This is a genomic window from Prevotella sp. P4-98 (assembly GCF_002251405.1).
GTDB lineage: Bacteria > Bacteroidota > Bacteroidia > Bacteroidales > Bacteroidaceae > Prevotella.
Genome location: NZ_NPJC01000001.1, coordinates 71311 through 91397, shown reverse-complemented (window position 1 = coordinate 91397; position 20087 = coordinate 71311). Strand labels below are relative to the sequence as shown.

General features: G+C 45.0%; 19 protein-coding genes and 1 riboswitch. Of the genes, 5 read left to right on the top strand and 14 right to left on the bottom strand.

All coding sequences use genetic code 11. The features are described 5' to 3' along the window. Positions 1-78: 78 nt before the first annotated feature. Positions 79-1518, top strand: a complete 1440-nt coding sequence (locus tag CIK96_RS00420) for a tagaturonate reductase (protein ID WP_094390769.1) — start codon at positions 79-81, stop codon at positions 1516-1518. Positions 1519-1621: 103 nt separating this feature from the next. Here the strand turns inward: CIK96_RS00420 and CIK96_RS00415 are convergent, their stop codons facing one another. The 7 genes from CIK96_RS00415 to CIK96_RS00385 all read right to left on the bottom strand — a co-directional run bounded on the left by CIK96_RS00415 (position 1622) and on the right by CIK96_RS00385 (position 10923). Continuing rightward, on the bottom strand, positions 1622-2632 hold the full coding sequence (locus tag CIK96_RS00415) for an iron ABC transporter permease (protein ID WP_094390770.1): 1011 nt from the start codon (positions 2630-2632) through the stop codon (positions 1622-1624). Then, on the bottom strand, positions 2629-3765 hold the full coding sequence (locus CIK96_RS00410; RefSeq protein ID WP_094435306.1) for an ABC transporter substrate-binding protein: 1137 nt from the start codon (positions 3763-3765) through the stop codon (positions 2629-2631). Before CIK96_RS00410 ends, CIK96_RS00415 begins: the two co-directional genes overlap by 4 nt. Before the next feature lie 10 nt (positions 3766-3775). Beyond that, entirely contained in the window at positions 3776-4966 is a 1191-nt protein-coding gene (locus tag CIK96_RS00405; RefSeq protein WP_094438965.1) for a YncE family protein, read from the bottom strand. 39 nt (positions 4967-5005) lie between these two features. Continuing rightward, the gene (locus tag CIK96_RS00400; RefSeq protein ID WP_094438963.1) at positions 5006-7024 is read right to left on the bottom strand and encodes a TonB-dependent receptor; all 2019 of its coding nucleotides are present in this window, start codon (positions 7022-7024) and stop codon (positions 5006-5008) included. A gap of 42 nt (positions 7025-7066) precedes the next feature. Next, a riboswitch (cobalamin riboswitch) is annotated at positions 7067-7257 on the bottom strand. 69 nt (positions 7258-7326) lie between these two features. Continuing rightward, entirely contained in the window at positions 7327-8847 is a 1521-nt protein-coding gene (locus CIK96_RS00395; protein ID WP_094438961.1) for a cobyric acid synthase, read from the bottom strand. A 57-nt stretch (positions 8848-8904) separates the two neighbouring features. Further along, positions 8905-9846: an adenosylcobinamide-phosphate synthase CbiB gene (gene cbiB, locus CIK96_RS00390; RefSeq protein WP_094438959.1), complete on the bottom strand. Its 942-nt coding sequence runs from the start codon at positions 9844-9846 to the stop codon at positions 8905-8907. Positions 9847-9861: 15 nt separating this feature from the next. Beyond that, the gene (locus CIK96_RS00385; RefSeq protein WP_094438957.1) at positions 9862-10923 is read right to left on the bottom strand and encodes a UDP-N-acetyl glucosamine 2-epimerase; all 1062 of its coding nucleotides are present in this window, start codon (positions 10921-10923) and stop codon (positions 9862-9864) included. 189 nt (positions 10924-11112) lie between these two features. Here CIK96_RS00385 and CIK96_RS00380 point away from each other — a divergent pair, with 189 nt between their 5' ends. From CIK96_RS00380 to CIK96_RS00365, 4 genes are read left to right on the top strand one after another with little or no spacing between them, the layout of a single operon-like run. After that, positions 11113-11736, top strand: a complete 624-nt coding sequence (locus tag CIK96_RS00380; RefSeq protein WP_094435316.1) for a flavodoxin family protein — start codon at positions 11113-11115, stop codon at positions 11734-11736. Positions 11737-11740: 4 nt separating this feature from the next. Beyond that, on the top strand, positions 11741-12643 hold the full coding sequence (locus CIK96_RS00375) for an AraC family transcriptional regulator (protein ID WP_094438955.1): 903 nt from the start codon (positions 11741-11743) through the stop codon (positions 12641-12643). A gap of 53 nt (positions 12644-12696) precedes the next feature. Further along, positions 12697-13314, top strand: coding sequence for a formate/nitrite transporter family protein (locus tag CIK96_RS00370; protein ID WP_094438953.1), 618 nt, complete (start codon positions 12697-12699; stop codon positions 13312-13314). Positions 13315-13352: 38 nt separating this feature from the next. Continuing rightward, positions 13353-13757, top strand: coding sequence for a hypothetical protein (locus CIK96_RS00365; protein ID WP_144007459.1), 405 nt, complete (start codon positions 13353-13355; stop codon positions 13755-13757). 61 nt (positions 13758-13818) lie between these two features. Here CIK96_RS00365 and CIK96_RS00360 read toward each other — a convergent pair whose 3' ends face one another. The 7 genes from CIK96_RS00360 to CIK96_RS00330 form a co-directional block, all read right to left on the bottom strand. Then, positions 13819-14277 carry a DUF5675 family protein gene (locus CIK96_RS00360; RefSeq protein ID WP_094438949.1) on the bottom strand — a complete coding sequence of 153 codons (459 nt, stop codon included), beginning with the start codon at positions 14275-14277 and terminating at the stop codon, positions 13819-13821. A gap of 52 nt (positions 14278-14329) precedes the next feature. Beyond that, entirely contained in the window at positions 14330-16798 is a 2469-nt protein-coding gene (locus CIK96_RS13405) for a hypothetical protein (RefSeq protein ID WP_254046860.1), read from the bottom strand. Continuing rightward, positions 16783-17220 carry a hypothetical protein gene (locus CIK96_RS00350; RefSeq protein WP_094390781.1) on the bottom strand — a complete coding sequence of 146 codons (438 nt, stop codon included), beginning with the start codon at positions 17218-17220 and terminating at the stop codon, positions 16783-16785. The genes CIK96_RS13405 and CIK96_RS00350 overlap by 16 nt, the downstream gene beginning before the upstream one ends. Before the next feature lie 88 nt (positions 17221-17308). After that, on the bottom strand, positions 17309-17590 hold the full coding sequence (locus CIK96_RS00345; protein WP_094390830.1) for a DUF3127 domain-containing protein: 282 nt from the start codon (positions 17588-17590) through the stop codon (positions 17309-17311). Between the two features lie 154 nt (positions 17591-17744). Beyond that, the gene (locus CIK96_RS00340; RefSeq protein WP_094438945.1) at positions 17745-18275 is read right to left on the bottom strand and encodes a hypothetical protein; all 531 of its coding nucleotides are present in this window, start codon (positions 18273-18275) and stop codon (positions 17745-17747) included. 5 nt (positions 18276-18280) lie between these two features. Further along, the gene (locus CIK96_RS00335) at positions 18281-19042 is read right to left on the bottom strand and encodes a hypothetical protein (protein ID WP_144007377.1); all 762 of its coding nucleotides are present in this window, start codon (positions 19040-19042) and stop codon (positions 18281-18283) included. Then, positions 19039-20028 carry a hypothetical protein gene (locus tag CIK96_RS00330; RefSeq protein ID WP_094390784.1) on the bottom strand — a complete coding sequence of 330 codons (990 nt, stop codon included), beginning with the start codon at positions 20026-20028 and terminating at the stop codon, positions 19039-19041. The genes CIK96_RS00335 and CIK96_RS00330 overlap by 4 nt, the downstream gene beginning before the upstream one ends. Positions 20029-20087 lie beyond the last annotated feature (59 nt).

Sequence of the window (20087 nt, the reverse complement as noted above, 5' to 3'; positions counted from 1 at the left end):
TAAATATTTTTTTTGCAGTTTCGCAATTAGTTCGTAACTTTGCCCTACATTTAAAAACAATCTATAAAATATTTAGAAATGAAACCATTAAACAAACATTTCGCACCTAAGAGTGTGATGCCTGAAAAGGTGATTCAGTTTGGTGAAGGAAACTTCCTTCGTGCTTTTGTTGATTGGATTATCTGGAACATGGACCAGAAAACCGATTTCAATGGTAGCGTAGTTGTAGTACAGCCTATAGAAAGAGGTATGGCAGACTGGCTTAACGGACAAGACTGTCTTTACCACGTCAATCTTCAGGGTCGTGAAAACGGAAAGCCCGTCAATACGCTTGAGCGAATCGATGTGATCAGTCGCGCTTTGAATCCTTATTCACAGAACGATGCATTCATGGCATTGGCAGACCAGCCTGAGATGCGTTTCGTCATTAGCAACACCACAGAAGCCGGTATTGCTTTTGACCCTGCTTGCAAGTTGGATGATAAACCTGCATCTTCATATCCTGGCAAACTCGTACAGTTGCTTTATCGCCGTTATCAGACTTTCAACGGAGATCCCACTAAAGGACTTATCATCTTCCCTTGTGAATTGATTTTCCTCAACGGACACGTACTGAAGGATTGCATCTATAAATACATCGAACTGTGGCAGTTGGGTGATGCTTTCAAGAAATGGTTTGAAGAAGCTTGTGGCGTTTATGCCACTCTCGTGGATCGTATCGTTCCAGGATTCCCACGCAAGGAAATTGCTGAGATTCAGGAAAAGATTTCTTACCGCGACAACCTTGTTGTACAGGCAGAGACATTCCACCTCTGGGTGATTGAAGCTCCTAAGGAAGTAGCTAATGAGTTCCCCGCAGACAAAGCTGGTCTCCATGTGCTCTTCGTTCCTTCGGAGGAACCTTACCACAAGCGCAAGGTGACATTGCTCAACGGCCCACACACCGTACTCTCTCCTGTGGCATACCTCAGCGGCGTTAATATTGTACGCGATGCTTGCAACCATGAGGTCATCGGTAAATACATCCACAAAGTGCAGTTTGACGAACTGATGCAAACACTCGATTTGCCTATTGAAGAGCTTGAGAAGTTTGCAAGCGATGTTTTGGAGCGTTTCGACAATCCATACGTTGACCATCAGGTGACCAGCATCATGCTCAACTCATTCCCCAAATTCTGTGCACGCGATCTGCCCGGAGTAAAGACCTATCTCGAGCGCAAGGGCGAACTGCCTAAGGGATTGGTATTCGGTTTGGCTGCCATCATCACCTACTACAAAGGTGGCAAGCGTGCTGACGGTGCAGAAATCGTTCCTAACGACGACCAGAAGATTATGGATTTGCTCAAGGATCTGTGGGCAACTGGTGACACCCAGAAGGTTGCAGACGGAGTACTCGGTGCCGAGTTCATCTGGGGAGAAGACCTCAACAAGATCAGCAATCTCAACGGAATGGTTAAACTCTTCCTTGACCTGATTCAAGACAAGGGTATGCTCGAGGCTGTTAAAACTATTCTTTAAGACATAAGGAATTCTCAAAGGAAAAAAGATATGTTTTCATAACTAAAAGGCTACACCTGTTTGGGTGTAGCCTTTTCTTATTCGGAAAATTTTTATAGCACGCTTATCGCCTTGAAAGAATAACGTAGATGACAACAGGTGCTCCTATCAAGGGCGTAATGGCATTAAGAGGTATTATCCCCCCCTCACCAGGTAATACCGTCAATATATTGCAAAGCAAAGCCACAGCACTTCCTGTCAGAATTGTAGCAGGAAGAAGAACCCGATGATTGTCTGTTCCCAACACCAATCTCGCAATATGCGGTACTGCCAAACCGATAAATGCCACAGGACCGCAAAAAGCCGTGATTACAGCAGTAAGGACACCTGTAACCAGCAACAGCCAGTTGCGTACACGTATAATGTTTACGCCAAGGTTTTCAGCATAGCGATCTCCCAAGACCAAGGCATTGAGAGGCTTGACAAGAGCTAAAGAAACAGCCAAGGTTATCAAAGTTATCACACTAAAAGTAGGAAGCATTTTCAGCGAAACACCTCCAAAAGATCCCATTCCCCATACCATATACGATTTCACCCCTTCATCTGTTGCAAAAAAATTGAGCAAGGAAATGGCAGAACCAGCCATATATCCTATCATTATGCCAACAATCAGCAACATCACATGACTTCGCACCAATGTGGAAAAGAAAAAGATCAACGCCATGACACCCATAGCTCCTGCAAATGCAGCAAGAAGAACAGCCATGAAACCGCCAATGCTGACAGTTCCAGCCGAAACGCTTCCACCGAAGAACAACATCACCAAGGCTACACCAAGGCCTGCACCACTATTAACACCAAAAATGCTGGGACCTGCCAACGGATTACGAAACGCCGTTTGCAAGATAAGTCCGCAAACAGCTAAAGAAGCACCACAAAGCATGGCAGTAACAGCCTGAGGGAGGCGCGATTCAATCACGATATACTGCCAACTGGGCTTGACGGACTCTTCTCCAATCAGAATGCGAAATGTTTCGCTCACAGGAATCGAGACAGAACCAATCAATAGGCTCACCACAAAAAACAAGAGCACCATGATGCCAAGCATGATGCATGAAATGTAGCCTTTGTTCATTTTGTATTTTCGAAATAGCGTAAGTGTTTTGATTGGATCAAATTCGGATGAAGTATCTGGATGATGTCAGAAAGCAATAGGTCAGGACGAAATGGAGTTTCTTCATAAAAAGATGTCTTCTCTACATTACATCCATAAACTTCATTCTGACGAAATGCTTTCAGCATCTTATAACCGTCGCGCTCCCCTAAGAGATCTGCCTTCGTATAGGTATGGTCACTACTATAACGGAACAGCCAGACGTCAGCTTCGCCAGCTCGTTCTAAAACATTCTCAAAGGGCAGAGCCAGACTTCCTCCATGGGTATCGTTCTCCCAAGGGTAGTCACCACCCGCATCTTTAACCATCTGCCCAATGGTGCTGCGTCCACCGGGAACATGCCATACAGAACCTGTCATCTTGTCGAAAAGCACAGTACGGCGATGTCCTCCATGACGAGCCTTTGAAGCTTGTTGTTGAAGCATGTGGTAACAGCTATCTACACAAGCGAAAAGGCTGTCTGCCTCCTGTTCACGTCCAAGAAGCAATCCATAGAATCGCATCCATTCTGCACGTGCCAACGGAGAGTTTTCCATATACTCTGCACATTCTACAATAGGAATATTGATTTCCTCAACCTTTCCATAGCCACCGCTGTTTTCAAAAGGAGAAAGCATGATTATATCGGGCTTCACATCCATAATCTTCTCTACCATGGGTTGCATTCCACTACCGCAATCTGCTATTTTACCAGCTTTTACCCCTTGTTGGACAAATGGCAGTTTGATATATTTCAAATCAGCAACAGCCACTATCTTGTCCTGTGCTCCAAGCATACCGAGTAAAGAACAATGAACTGTGGTAAATACGGCAGAATGCTCTACGGGTGTACGGATAATGGTAGCCTGTGCAGGCAGTAATGCTTGATCTGGTAACTGTTCGTCTTTCGGAACCAATACATAGGTATGAAGAGTCTTCCCTGATTTCCAAGGATTACGGATTTGAGCCATCGTATATCCCTCATGACGCACAATAGTCAACAAAGAGGAATATTTTAAATGAAGCGTGTCGCCACCATCCTGCACTTCGGCCATTCGGCCTCCGCAGGATGACAGCAACACGGTCATCATTCCAAACAGGATGAACTGACGCATCTCTGTCTATTTAATATTTGATCACATTAGTGGTAACGTTGAAAGCAAAAGCGCAAGGACCTACACCTGCAGTAGCGCCCCACACATTAGCATTCTTTGAAGCGGATACAAAAACGCCCTGTTGTGAATATTCAACGTTGAACATGAAGATCTTGCTATTTGCCTTATAATCAGTTTTGCCAGTATCAGCATTCTTCACGTTAGAAGCAATGAACACGGTACCGACAACCGGATCAACACCAATACATGCAGGGATAATCTCGTTATTAGTATCTGTGTAGAAAGTAGATGTTCCCTGGCTTAAAAGATTATAGACCTGATAAGTAGTCTTGACTGGTTTGTAAGAAGCGTCGAACTCAGTATAATAACCAAAGATATTGCTACCAATGCAATCCATGTCGTTGGCATCCATCAGACGTGTCACCTCGTTATTTTTGGCAGTAATCTTATATACACCAGACTTCTTATCGCCATAGTTTCCAAAATCAAGTACATACATATCGCCAGCAGCAGTCAAGACAATCTTCTGTGGATTGACAATATTATCATTCTTAATCAGACTTCCAGAACCTGTAGTCAGGTCGATAATAGAAATAGAAGGTTTGGTACATGCTGCATAATCAGAATTGCAGACATACAGTTTTTTATCTGCCACGCTGATGCCCTCTGGGAAAGAACCAGCCTCATAGATACCTTGTCGAGTGAATGTTGTGGTGTCAATTGCAACTACATATCCATTACCTTTAGTTGTAGCGTTCCAATTCTCATCATACGAAGATTCAGACTTGCCGTAGAATGAAATATACACCTTGTCGCCTGAAGCTGTAAGGTGACGAGGTTTGAGACAACCCTCACCAAAAGTCACATTGGTCTTGATCTGTCTGAGAGACTTCAAGGTCTTGGCATCAACCACTTCAAGAGTATTCTCACCAGTTACGGCAATATACATCTTACTACCATAAACCAAAGCATCATTAGGAGTACCACCTAAGGAACGACCATTCTGTGCTTGGAACTGCTTGTTGGCAACCTGATTAGAGGTATAATCGAGGTATGAAACGCTACCATCGATGTTGCCGCTCATGTTTCCACTACATAGAAGAAATGCACCTTTTGTTACAGGAACAATGTATTCATGCTGTTCATTGTCGTTGTCATCACAGGCGGTAAACATAGCTGCTCCCATGAGCAGTACTGCCATACTTAATAAATGTTTTTTCATTTTGAATAAATAATTTAATTATAATTTGTAATTGATTGATATCATCCAACTTCTGCCGGGCATCGGATAATGAGCCACGATACAGTATTGTTTATTAAAGAGATTTTTAATATCTCCACGAATTTCTACATGATGGTTTCCAAAATGGATTTGTTTATATGCTGTCAAGCCAAAATCAACATAGCCTTCTATCATTGTTGAAGGATAATGCTCGTTGTTAGGCCAACGGCTACTCATACCTGTCGCATGCAGTATTAAGTTTATCCAAGGATTCTCATAAGCAACAGAACCACTTGCTGTATGTTGAGGCATATAGGCAATCTGCTTATTGTAGTTGGGCGACTCAGGATTAGTTCGGTTTTGCACCTTTTGCAAACTATAACTTCCAGAGAGCATCAACCCATGAGCTTTATTGAACTGGTGTTCAACCTGCATTGTTGCGTCGATGCCTATACTGCGCACGTTACCGACATTGATACACGTCCAAACAAACATATTATATGGTACTGCTACTATCATGTCTTTCACCTTATTGATATAACTGTCAAACATAAGCGTTGCAGTAGTGTAACGTGAGAGATGAGGTGAGTATGTCACACCTATATTCCACTGGTCAGTTAATTCGGGATTCAATTCGGTACTGCCATAATGATAGTAGTAACTCTCATTAAAGGTGGGAGAACGAAAAATATTTTTGTAACTGGCACGCAGAAAGAGTTCCTCATCTTCAAGCAGTTTGTATGACAACGACAGCGATGGTGAGAGACGACGCATATTTCGTGCAGAATTTATTTGCACATCGGTACGATCTGTCTGTTCGACGTTCTTCTGACGGTTGATAAAAAGCGAATGCAACAGTTTTCCCGTCATGACCCAACGACCAGTTTGATATTTTACAGTAACGGACTGAAGAATACTATGGCGAAACGGATGTCCAATAATGGCGCGCCATGAACTGCCATTCAGATTGTTAAAAGAATAATCTGCAGAATAATCCATTGCCCAATGTTTCGTTGGGACAAACAGCAGGGCAGCAGAAGCATAATATTCCCGTTGCCAATAACTTGCATCGTTAACAGCGCCAGGCATTAGTTTGTCGCGATAGATAGATTCGTACCAATTTACTTTGGCAATGGTTTTCAACGCCCACGTATCTCCCCAACGTTTTTGGTACCCCGCCTGTACAAAGAAGTTGCGGTCATGAAGAGTCTCCCCACTTACGTTAGTATAATAATGGACGATACCAGGCAACTGACGTGAATTGTCATAATAGTAAATCTTACCTGTCAATCGATTTGTTGCATGAGGTTGCCATGAAAAGTTTAACTCGCCATGTCCGCTACTCATGAGACTGTTAGTACGACGATCTTTCGTCACAGTCTTTACATTTCTAATCTCATAAGGATAATCATTCTCGGCATAAATATATTCAGCTACAGCAGACACGGCAAAGGCCTTAGAAAAACTCTGTTCATATCGCAAATAGGGACTAACATATCCGAATGACCCCATCTTCAACTGAGAAGTTAAATGCGGTTTTCTTTCATCAGAAGGTAAAGGCAATGTCTGTATGTTGAGAACTGCTGATGATGCCGCCTGACGTGCAGGAATGAAAATATCATCATTATCACCAATTACCAACGATAACTTGGCGACATTATCAAGCGAATAACGAGAAAGGTCTATTTCGCCGCTCTGGCAATCACTAAGCATAACACCGTCATAACTTACACCGGTATGCTTTGCTCCAAAACCACGCACAGCCACGGTCTTCATGCCTCCTGCACCGCCATAGTCGCGTAGCGTAACGCCCGACATTCGATGAAGTGCGTCTGCCATATCTGTTACTCCCATAGTAAGCATGTCTTTTCGGTCCATCATTTGCAAAGGTGCTGTACTTGTGAGCATTCGCTTGCGCTGACTCTTAGTCACAGTCACTTCTTTCAATTGATGAACACGGCTTGTTATGGTGTCTGTCTGCGCCATTGCGCTTACAGAGACAAGCATTGCAATTATCGACAAATTGAATTTCTTCATATTTATAAATATCTCATCGCCTAGCCCAAGAGTACGATGAAAAATTTTGTTTTTGCTTGGAATTGGTATTCTGACTTGTCAACCTGATCGCGAACGCCTTCCCGGTAACAAACCAGTGACTTTGTTGTTCACGTCGATATAGGGTTGTTTACAGCTGCCGGACAGTCGAGGATTTTCACCTCATTCCCTTCTATTCTCAATGCGTTTGCAAAATTACGAATTTGTAAGCGAAAAACAAAGAAGAATTATGTTTTTCTTTCTTTTGCCACAAATGCGACATCTGCTTTATCTGTCAGTTAAAGCTAATCAGACGTAGTAAGAATGTGATAAATGCGTTCCATGTCAACATGTTGTCTAACATGATCTGCCAACAAATCATATTGTTGGTTTTTATAGGTTTCATAGTCAAAGACAGACTGCTGTTGAGCATCTTTCAGATATGGTGACAATAAAACATCAACAATAGGTGCATTATCAAGTATTCCATGAATGTAGGTGCCCATGCAGCGATCATCAACGAAACATCCATCAGTTGTTTGGTTATTAAATAGATTCATCGACTGAGCATTGTCATCAAGTGTTGTCGTTCCCATGTGAATTTCATAACCGCGAAGCTTGACATTTTCATCTTTTACCAGCGTAGGACATTGGAATGTAACTTGTCGAGTAGTTTTTTCACCACCAATAACTGTCACGACAGGCAAAAGTCCCAACCCTGGCAATCGCTCGATTTCACCCTCGACATGAGTCGGGTCTCGTACTTCCTTTCCCAAGATCTGATAGCCGCCACATATGCCTAGCACCGTAACGCCACGTTTTCGTGCTTCTACAACAGCTTTTGCCATTCCATTCTGACGTAACAGACAAAGATCATCTATCGTAGATTTGGATCCAGGAACGATGATGATATTTGCATCTTCAAGATCAGCAGGATTGTTGGTATAATAAAGATGCAGTCGTGAATCTCGTTCTAATGCATCAAAGTCTGTAAAATTGCTCATGTGGCGCAACAATACTACTGCAACATTTACCTTGCCTTTTACAGCCTGTCTCGACTTAACCTGCAGCGAGACACTATCCTCTTCTTCAATATGAATATCATGAAAATAAGGCAGGATACCGAGAACTGGTATTCCACATAGTTGCTCTATCATTTTCGCGCCTGATTCGAAGAGACTGATGTCTCCACGGAATTTATTGATAATAATACCTTTAATGTGACTTCGTTCTTCAGGTGTCATCAACATAATACTGCCATAAATACTAGCAAAAACGCCACCGCGGTCAATATCTGCAACAAGAATTACATTTGCATGGGCATAAAGAGCCATAGGCATATTGACAATATCTACCTCGCGCAAATTGATTTCTGAAACACTTCCTGCCCCTTCCATCACAATAGGATTGAAACGGGATGCCAAACGATTAAATGCTTCATGAGCAACATTACGAAAGCGATCTCGTCCTTCCTTTCGAAAATAGCTTCCAGCAGACTGATTGCTGTCAGGACGTCCCAACAAGACTACTTGCGATGTATGGTCAGACTGCGGTTTCAGCAAGATGGGATTCATATCGGCCTCACAAGGGATTCCTGCCGCTTCAGCTTGTACAGCCTGAGCGCGTCCTAATTCTAATCCATCGGGAGTGGCATACGAGTTGAGCGACATGTTTTGTGCTTTAAATGGAGCTGGGCGATATCCGTCTTGCCGAAATATTCTACAAAACGCAGCAGCTACAACACTCTTTCCAACATCACTTCCTGTTCCCACAAACATTAGTGGATTAAGTTTTTTCCTATGATTCGATTGTGAACTTATAGCCATTTGATAAATATTATAGTTTACATCTCAAAAACAAAGAAATATCAATTTTTTCTGTACTCAAAACAAAATCGATGCACATACAATTACCATCATAACAATCTCGACTCTTTGGTTAACACCAATGGCAATGATCATATCTTTCGTACTTAGTTGGCGATCACAGTCTCCGATATATGGTTTATAAAAACGTTGACCAAAATAATCATGAGATCCACCAAAACGACAATCAAGAATAGATGCTAATGCAGCTTCTGGATAGCCGCTATTAGGACTTGCATGCATTCTGCCATATTTTGCTACAAAACGTAACCTGCTCCACCAACAATAAAAACTTGAAGTCAATATCATCATCAATGCTGTCAATCGAGCTGGTATGTAGTTGGCTACATCATCAATGCGTGCTGCCCAAGTTCCAAAACGAAGATAGCGTTCATTATGGTAACCTATCATAGAATCGAGAGTATTGACCATTTTATATGCCATCATTCCCGGCACGCCCAGTAGTACCAACCAAAAGAGTGGCGCCACGACACCATCGCTTAGGTTTTCTGACATGGTTTCTAATGCTGCCGAACGTACCTCCTGAGCTGTAAGATTGGCTGTGTCTCGCCCTACTATGCGAGCTATACGCTCACGTCCTTTGTGTAATGAAATATCAAGAGCGTAGAAAACTTGTCTAACTTCACGAATCAGTGTTGTTCCTGCCAAACAGTAAAACACAAGTATGGTTGTCACGGTCATCCATAGATAAACAGACACATCCAACGCTATTTTCAAAAGGTAATCGGTCAAGACAAAAGTCATTATAATAAGCACAACAGCCATTACCGCTCCCTTTGTCCGTTTCCAATGGCCTTTGTTTAATATTGTTTCGCACTTATGTATGATTTTACCAAACAGCACAACAGGATGCGGTAACCACATCGGGTCACCTAATATCTTATCCAACAGCCAAGCTACAAGAATTGGCAAAATGGAAATGGCCAAGATTGAAAGCATTTGCTATTCTTAGTATTACAAGTCAAGAAGCGTCTGTACAATACGCTCTGCCGAACGTCCATCCCAACGGTCAGGCAAATCACCATGTTTCCAATTGCCAGCCATCAGTAATTTCAAGGCATCATGCAATTTTTGGCAATCCTCACCTACTAACACATTAGTACCTACTTTCACCGTTTCAATATGTTCTGTATAACTATTAAGAGTGATACATGGTACATGATTGAATGTGGCTTCTTCTGCCACATTACCAGAATCCGTTATCACACCTTTAGCATGTGCAGCAAGGTAACCAAATTCCAAATATGACAATGTTGGAACAAGGGTTATAGGTAGCGACATTTTATCCACAGCTTCTCTTGCTACTCCACGTAATGGCGCAATAATTTCACATCCAGTGCACACATCGATTATAGTAGCAAGGAGGTGTTGGAGTTTATCTGTATCTGCCAAGAGTACTTTGCGATTAAGAGTCAAGACAATATACTGACCGTCTGACACATTTTCAAGACATTGAGGTCTCATCCATCTGTCATGATTAGCACGCAATGAGTCCATCAGGATATTGCCAACCATGTAAATTTTTTGCATATCAGCACCTTCACGAGTAACAATACTATTATTACTAACACCTGCCGTAAACAACAAATCACTCAATCCATCAATGACCAAGCGATTGATTTCCTTCGGCATATTGATATCAAAGGAACGAGTACCAGCAACAAGATGAGCCAATTTTACACCTCGTTTCTTTGTTACTATGGCAGCTGCCATGGTAGAAGCAAGGTCATCAACGACGATAACAATATCTGTAGAATGATGATTAAGATAATTTTCAAACTCAGCCATCACTCTTCCTGTCAGTTCATTAAGATTTTCACAATCAACACCGAGATAAATATCTGGTTTTGGCATCTGAAGATCATCAAACAATGATGCTTCAAGGGTAGGATCATCTTGACGTCCTGCATATACCAACTGATAGGCAATACCTTCTGTCTTAATGATGGCCCTGACAATTGGAGCGACCTTTACAAAGTTCGGTCTTGCTCCTGTAAAAACACATACGTTCTGCATAAGTTTTTTTTCTATTTCGACTGCGAATTTACTATATTTTGCACTAATTACAAAGAGTTTTTCACTTTTTCTTCTATGTTATTCGCACTTTGAATCAAAAGACGTTGCTCAATTCAGTAGAAATTAGTAAATTTGCCTTCAAAATAAACTTAGTGTACGATTTACAACAAGACTCTTCAACAAATTGTTATGAAAGTTCTACTCATTAATGGAAGTCCACGAAAGGAAGGTAATACTTATACTGCCTTAACGGAGATATCAAAACAACTTAGTATCCACGGAATAGAAAGTACCATCCTATGGATTGGTAAGAAACCTGTTCGCGGTTGCATCGCCTGCAATAAATGCAAAGAGAACGGCAACGGACAATGTGTGTTTTCTGATGACATAACAAACTCCGTCATCGAAAGCATCTCTCATTGCGATGGAGTCATCATAGGCTCTCCCGTCTATTACGGTCAACCATCAGGTCAGTTACTTTGCCTTCAACAGCGTATGCTTTATGCAGGAGGGGCATACTTCATTGGAAAGCCAGCAGCTGCCGTAGCAGTTTGTCGTCGTGGCGGTGCTTCTGCAGTATATCAAACATTACTCATGCCTTTCCAAATGATGAACATGCCGATTGTGACTTCCCAATATTGGAATCTGGCTTATGGAAGAGTCGAGGGCGAAGCCGCACAAGATATTGAAGGTATGCAAACCATGCGTACATTGGCCAACAACATGGCATGGATGTTGAAAAAACTAAACAACAATGATTCTTCAGACCTTCCAGAACGCGAAGCATGGACACCCATGAATTTTATTAGATAATACTATGTCAGAAATAAATCTGAGTCATATTTACCAAACCGTCTGTAATGCACCTGGTGGAAATGGATTTCGAGTAGAGCACATGCCCGAACTCTTTGCCACAAGTGACATTGACGACTGTATGGCACATGTCCACTCATTCTATGAAATTCTATGGTTTCAGGATGGTGAAGGAATACACACGGTGGACTTCGTTGATTACAAGGTTGTTCCAGGCACCATATTTTTTCTGTCTCCTGGACAGATTCACCATTTCGATTGTAAAGACAACTATCGGGGTGTTGCTATAAAAATGTGTACTGATTTGATAAAAGTCTCAAATTCTTCCACCAATATCAGTCGTTTATTCCTTGAATACAACGCGTTTCATACCTACGAAGGAACACCATATTATATTATAGACGAGCCAACATCAAAGTTACTTCAACCGTTAATACACGAAATGGAGTTAGAAGCGGAGAGAAATGGTGAATTGGGTAATATAGACATCTTAAAATCACTACTAACCATCTTTCTTGCAAAAATAGAACGATACGGCAAACATGAGGCAGAACAAACTGTTGATTATCGTAAACCTTCCCACCTACTTTTTATCCGTTTCAGACAGTTACTTGAACAGGAATACAAACAACTGCATACTGTTCAAGAATATGCTAATCGTTTAAATGTGTCCGTCCGTTCACTCAGCAATAGCGTCAACGAGTGTTCTGGAAAATCTCCATTGATTTTCATTAATAACCGCATCATATTGGAGGCCAAACGTCTTGTTCTTTATTCTGATTTGATGATTAAAGAAATTGCTTACATGTTAGGGTATGACGATCCTTCATATTTTGTAAAACACTTCAAGCGCCATACTGGTTATCTACCTTCAGATTTTAGAGAGATGGAACGTTATAAGAAATAAGAGAGTCAGAGTACATGTCATAGATCATTGAATTCAAATTAAATAATATAAATATGAACCTAAAAGAAACATTCAACACACATTTTCCGTTGGCTATTTTGGCTGGCATCTGCATTGCAATTGGTGGAACAGTCAATCTCAAAGTAGGAGGAATAGCTGGTGCAGTACTCTTCGCTTTTGGCTTAACAACCGTAGTGTATTATGGATTGAAATTATACACAGGAACTGCAGGTTTTATACGCCGACATGGCGACTGGTCGATGCTCGTTATAGTACTCATCGGAAACATTATTGGTTGTCTTTTAACAGCCCTTGCCATCAGATATGCTCATCCTGATTGTATTGAAAAAGCAGGAGATATATTGACAGGGCGTATTACCAAAGGTCCATTTGCATGCGGCTTGTTGGCCATCGGCTGTGGTTTTATTATGACGACTGCTGTTCAATTTGCACGACAGGGTAAAATGTTAGCACTCTTACTCGGTGTGCCAGTTTTCATTCTCTGTGGATTCACCCATAGTATCGCCGATGCATTTTATTTTCTTGCCGCCCCCTGGGACATCGTCTGTCAACCTATCGTTGTGTTGATTTATGTCTCTGAGGTTGTTGGCAACTTTATCGGTTGCAATCTCTATCGATGGATGACACCTGAGCAAATAAGGATAAAATAACTATCAAATCAACAAGTGAATAGTAAATAACAAATAAGATGAAAAGAATAAAACACATCGCTGCATACACGATAATTGCTATTGCAATGTTGTCAGCTTGTCAAGAGAACTTAGAGCAACGTTGCCAGCGCGAAGCCCAAGCATATACAGAGAAAAACTGTCCTGCACTTATTGCCAAAGATGTAACAATAGACAGTCTCACATTCGACAAACAATCCCACACATTGTGTTATGCTTACACCTTAGGCGGCGTACTGGATGACTCTGCGATAGTGAACAAGTCTGAACTAAAACAGCAAATGCTGATGGACTTAAGGAATGCCACATCACTAAAAATATATAAAGAGGCTGGCTACAGCTTTCGCTACGTGTATTATTCACGAAAGCATCAAGGACAGAAACTTCTTGACGTGGTATATAAGGCAAAAGACTATCAAAAATAACGCCCAAACAATCCCCAAGGCCATCGGCGGCTTTGGGGATTGTCTTGATGACGGCAGAGGGCTATCTGATGGTAAGCCACACGGCTTCGCCCCTGTCCTTGGCCTCCACAATTCGCTTTTTCAACTTGTAGAGCCACTTGCGGCTATCCAGCACCTTGCCCACCTCGCGGTTCATGCCCACGAGGATGCAGCCCTCGGTGTCCTTGGCTGTGTTGCCAGCGTGGATGCGGATGCCCCTCCACTGCTTCTTGAATGTCTCGTCGCCCAGCAGAATGGGCAGCCATTGCTTGAACTTGGGTGAGAACGAGATAACCACGGCATACCGCCCTTCAGGGATGGCACTCTTGCCCTTGATTTTGTATGCGCCGTTCTTGTAGTCGCGCCATGTCGGCTCTAAGGTATCACAAAAGTACTCGTCGGCTGTGCCTGTCAGGTATTCGTCCGCTACCTGCTTGCGGATGCAGAGCCTACCTATCGTGTAGGTCTTGCGCTTTGCTATACGTGTCAATATTAGTTCCATTTGTCAGACAAGAATTTAACTTTGTTGAATTTCTGTCGCTCCTCGGCAAAACTCAGGCAAGCTTGGCTTTGCTCTCGTCGCTTAGAAATTTGAGTTTACGATAATTGTAAGGTGTAAGGCGTAAGACGTACTTGCGATAGACCCATTGGTAGAGCATGTTGGCAGTGCCATCGATCGGCATGCCCTGCGACTGCCGTATGATTTCTGCATCGTGCTGGGTGAACTCGTCTGGCAGCAGCTCCAGCAGGTTGCGGGCACCTGGGCGCACCACTCGCTCACCCTCCTCGTTAGCCTGCTGAATGGCTGCGCCAAAGAACTCCATCTTGCACCACATATCGTACTTCAAGCTCCAGCGCACGAACTCCTCGATTTCCTTCGCCCACTTGTAGTCGTTCATGATGTAGAGCACGCAAGCCTTCAAGTAGGCTATCACGTTGGCGCGGAAAGACAGGTTCTCATACACTCGTGACTGCGAGAGGCGGGCGAACTCGGCATTCTCCTCGCTCATCTTCTTGGCCAGCTTGAATGCCTGTGGGCAGTCAATCGTGCCAGCGGCTCTTGTCAAGCGGTCGATGAATGGTCTCAACTCTTCATCAAAGGCAGCATCGTATGTGCCATACACGGGCATGTCGGCTCCAATCTCACGCTCAGGGATAGTGCAGAAGTTGATGCGGCTGATTGGGCCATCGGTCAGCACTCGGCTGAAATACTTCTGCCCTTTCTGGATGGTCGTGGCCGCGTTCCAGTTGAAGCGAATCGTGACTTTCTCCGTCACCGACTGCGTGCCTACTCGCGTCTGTCCATATCGGTTGTCTGGGTCGAAAGCCAAGCACATTATCTGGAACTGCTGCTGTCCGCGACCACTGCCGCGCAGGGCATCAAACTGGTCAATCTCGTTCATCTTCGTGTAGAGGAAATGATCGTCGGCTTCGGCCATGCGCATCACAAAGGCAGGGTTGGTCATATCGGGGTCAACCTCCTGAATCACCAGACCTTCAGGACGCTGCCGCTTGTCCTTGTTCGCTCCTTTCGAGTTCACCTCTTTCTTCCATTCGGCTTCACGCTTCAGGTTCTCGGCATCGCGAGCGCGAATGTCCTTCATGATGTGGTTGATAGGCTGCGAGACACAGTCCTTACCAGCACCCGTTCCGGCCATCAGCACGTTCATGAACGTGGCCTCGTGCTTCACATTGTCTATGTAAGGGAAACGGACTTTCCAGAGGTGTGCGCCCAATGCAGGGAAGATAGCGTGAGCCACTGCGGGTTTATAGACATCGGGGGTCTTGCTCAACAATAAGGCAACGACCTTCGGCAACTTCGTGGGCATCTTGGGCGGTGTTGTGGGGTACGCAGGCGGCTCGCCTGCAACCTGTGCACTTGCTGCAACCGAAGCCGGTTGTGTACTCTGCAATGCGCTTCCTGCATCCTTTGCCATCTTTAGCCTCTTCGCCAAGGTCTTGCGCTGAAAAGCACTCAACTTCTGATTCGGGTCATAATACTTCGTGTAGAAGTCCTCAACCAACTGCCGACAGTCGTTCTCGTTCACAAAGTCGGCCATGCGCACTTGCAGCACACCCAGCAATTCTTCCTTCGTCAGTAACTGCGTAGCCCCAACAGACAGGATGCTTTTCAGAGCTAGGTGTCGCTTATTACTGCCCTCCACGAGCACATCGGGTGTCAGTTCCGCCTCTTTCATGCAAGCATCAAACACGAACAGCGTACCAGCATCGGCTGGGTGCGCATCACTTCCGCAAGGTGATCCCTTTAGGGACGTCTCGGATGCGGCCTTGGAGTTGGTATCTGTGGCAGCCGCAACCGAGGCCGACTGCGTACCAACTAACTTTCGTCCGTCAACATCCAGCCCTCTTTGCAGATACGCCTCCCTGCGCTCCTCTAACTCTTCCTTAGAAAGAGCCTCCAGCCAATGCTCAGAGCGATACACCTCTTCGTCGATACCCGTCACATAGATGAACCTTTCGGGTGTAATGCAACTGGGGTCATACAGTTCAGGCATACCCAGTTCTTCGCAGAAGCCACGTTGCGCCTCCTCAATCGTCATGCCCTTTGGAATGCGGATGTAGATATGCCCTTTCTTCCGAGCCGAATACTCGATGCGCAGCACCATGTCCTGCCACTCGCTATCCTCATCCTTGTTCACAGCAAGAGCTTTCTCGAAAGCCTCACGCACCTTCGTAGCATCATCCACATCAACGCAAGTCATAAACGTAAAAGCCTCTGGAATAATCGCGCTCTGCGCCCGATGGTTATCCTTGAACTGAGTGTAGTGCGGACAGATATAAGGCAACTGGTCTTTCTTCTTCTCGTCACCCTGACGAATAGCCTCCACCATCTCCTTCAGCCATCCCTCGGAGAGCAGCTTGTCAAGCTGCTCCGAGGTTTGTGTCTCTGCATAGCCGCGCCCTTTCAGTCGCGGCTGTGCATTTGCTGCTATCACCTTCATCGTGTTATCGTTAAGGTTGTCGCTAAGGTTATCGTTAGCGTTGTTTAGTCGTTGTCCCATACCGTCACCTCCTTTCTGCTGTTAAGGTAAGCCATCACCTCCTCGCTCTCCTGATAGAAGAGGCTCTTCATCAGTGCCAGCCCATAACGGCGTGGAAATCTGAACTCCACCTTCAAACATCCTCGCTGTCCGTGGTTCATCTCTCGTGTCCGCTTCACGTCGGCATGAGCCGTCTGAAACAGCGTCTCGTACTTCGGCCCGTTCATGCCGTCTCGGAATCGCTTCACTCTCGTGCGACCATCCTCGTCCACCTCAATGCCGCCACGGTATCGGACAAGGCCTTTGCCGTCAGCCGTCACGGGAGCCTTCGAGTCCTCCCACGAGCATGGATAGATATTGATGTCGCCGTTGGCCATAAAACTTGTCTGTGTGTCCATCTGGACGTTCTGCAAAATGTTCTGCTTAAAATTCTTCTGTGTCATTGTTGTGAGTTGTTTGCGAGAAGAAGGTCAGATTCTTTGCGCATTTACCCGGGAACATCCTCCTCACTTCAACTCAGGTTAATAATGTTTATCTGTTGACTTTGATTAAGTCCGTCACCACGATGTCTTGAAACATCTGTCCGTTATACTCCCGTGTTGTGAATCGCATCGTGGCTATCACGATGTCGTTCTCATAGAACTGGCACACAGCCAGATTTCCCAAAGCCGCCACAACATACTGGTTCTCGTACTTGCCGCCCACCTCCTGAAGCACCAGGTTGCGCTTGGCCATCTGTCCGTTTTCGGACTTCTCGCTCTTCACCGTGAACTGCTCACCGCACTTCACCACTCTCATAATTTTTGTTTCCATTTGTCTTTTGCTGCCATCCGCTGCCCGAAGCCTCACCATGAGACATCTTCGTCGGATTGACATTGCAAAGATACAGACATAAAAAATCCCGACTCAGAAAAAATCCGAGTCGGGAATTGTTATTGGAATTTTGGAATTGTTATTGGAACTGCCCTCAGCTCTTAATGCCGAGTTTCAGCATCAGGAACTCCGCCACCACATACTGTTGCCTATAGTTATCGCTCTTGTCTTTCTGCGTAACCCAAACCGACGGTGAACAGGTTGCTATGAGCGGAACCTCCTTTGATGCCGCACTCAATGAGTCATAGGTTAGCCGACGTTTATCATCTACACTGCCAAGCTCAAGTTCGGTCATCTTGGTAACAAAGGAGGTCATCTGTGCAGGATAATTGCAGAATTCCTTCAGCACTTTATACACTGCCCACCATTGCTTTTTATTTGAAAACACGAGGCCATCCCCCTCCTTGGCTTTCAGCAATTCCTCAACGGCAGCCTTTATATTCTTGTCCGACTGTGTCTGTGGAGCAGTTTTCGCGACGTTGTTTATCTGAATGCCGATGCCGCCCTGCTCCACGTTGCCAATCTCGTTCTCAACAACTTTCACGCCTACAACATCGCCTTTGAAATTGCTCAGGTCGAAGCCTTCGACAGCAGCCTTTATCAGTTCCTTTACATCTATGTCCATACTTATTACCTATTTTGATATTCCTTGTTTACGCCAATGCCGCCTCTCTCGACGTTCTGTATTTCGCTCTCCACGTGCTTCACAGCCACATACTCTTTTACGTCCAGAAGTGTGGTGGTCTTGATGCCCAGTTTGTCGAACAGCGCTATCAGCTCCTTGTCGTAGGCATGGCCGTGGTCAATGTTGTAGCGAGCCAAAAAGAGCAGTTGCCCCTTGATGGCATCCTTGTCCATCTGGTCGGAATAGTTCACGAAGTCGGCAAACAGCTGCCTGATTTTCTCTGAGCCGCCACCCATTCGTTCTATTTCCTTCAACTCATAGTTCAGCAAGTCCGTTTTCTTCCCCTCCATCCATCTGGCATCCTCCTTGGCGGTCATCTGCTCAACGAGAGGCCAAAGGAGGGCGTTTCCGTCAAGGCGCTCAAAGATGCGGAAGATGATTCCCCTGATGTCGATGCCAACAGTTTGCTTTGCTCGTGCCTGTAGCTGAGCCGTGGCCACAGCCAATATGATGGCTGCATCATTCTCATCCTGAGCTTCATCCTCCAAATCGTCAATCTCCTCATCCAGTCCCTCTGCTGCATCAGGCAGGGCAAACAATGACTCACAGAAATTCTGGGCGGCGAGGAACACCTCTACTGCCGACAACCCAGTTTCCCCGTCACGTTTCATCTGGCGCAAAGCCTCATGGCTCAGGATGTACACTACATCCGTGAGTAGTTGCCGCCGAGCTAGGCTCTGTTGCTGTCTGTCGAGTGTCACTATCATGCTGCCTGTTCCTCCCCTTCGCCTGTTGCCTCGTGCTTCATCGAGTTCATCAGCTCCACAATCTGCTCTTCAGCCCTTAGGCGGTCTTCAGGCTCTATCTTGCTGCCATCCTTGCGCGTCTGATTGAACAGCATCTCCAGATACGCTTCGTTAAACTCATGACTCACAATCTTGTCCGTGTTTTCATCATCACTGTCAATGAAGCAGCGGAATGTGCCGCCATCGTTTGTCACCAGTTCTATAGGCTCGTCCACAGCCTCGGCAAATGTCAGCAGGTTGCGCATGAAAACACTGCTCTTGTCGACATAGAGTGCAGCTTTCTTCTGCTCAGGCATCACCGTGTAGTGCCCCTTGTACTTCGCTTGCTTTTGGGCATACAGCACCTCCAGCAGCGAGCCCATCAGCGTATCATCGTAGTAGTCGCGCTTCTTGTCCTTTAGAGCCTGCACCTTCCTAAGAATCTCGTCACGCTCCATTTCTGGCACTCCGAAGCGCATCTGCTGGGCGTGCTCCTGCTGACGCTCCCATACCTCGAACAGGTCTTTCGGATAGTAGTCGGGCACAACCTCAAAGCCGTAGCAATGCTCCTTGAACAACTGCTGGTCGATGCAGAAGCTCATGATCTTGGCCACCTTGTGCGTATTGCTGAATGCCCGTTTTCGTTTCTGGATGGCCACGGTGCGCAGATTCTCCCGATTGTCGATGATGACAAAGCATGATGGCTCGTCCTTGGCCATCGCTGGTTCAAAGTCGCGCTCCACGGGTATGTCGATATCGTTGGCAAAGCGCATCACCGTGATGTCATGTGCTGTGGTGAGGTGATACACACGGTGCTTATACACCTTGCGGTCAGTACCTTCACCCAGAAAGAACTCGATGCCCTCATCACGCTCGAAGAGCAATCCGAGATGCTTCTGCCGTTCTTCCCATTCATAGCAGCCGGCATCATGCTTGTACTTGATGTAATATTGTGCGAAGCGAGACATATTTTTACATTTGTTTAATCATACCCTCAACATTTCTTTTCTGAATGGGCCAAACAGGT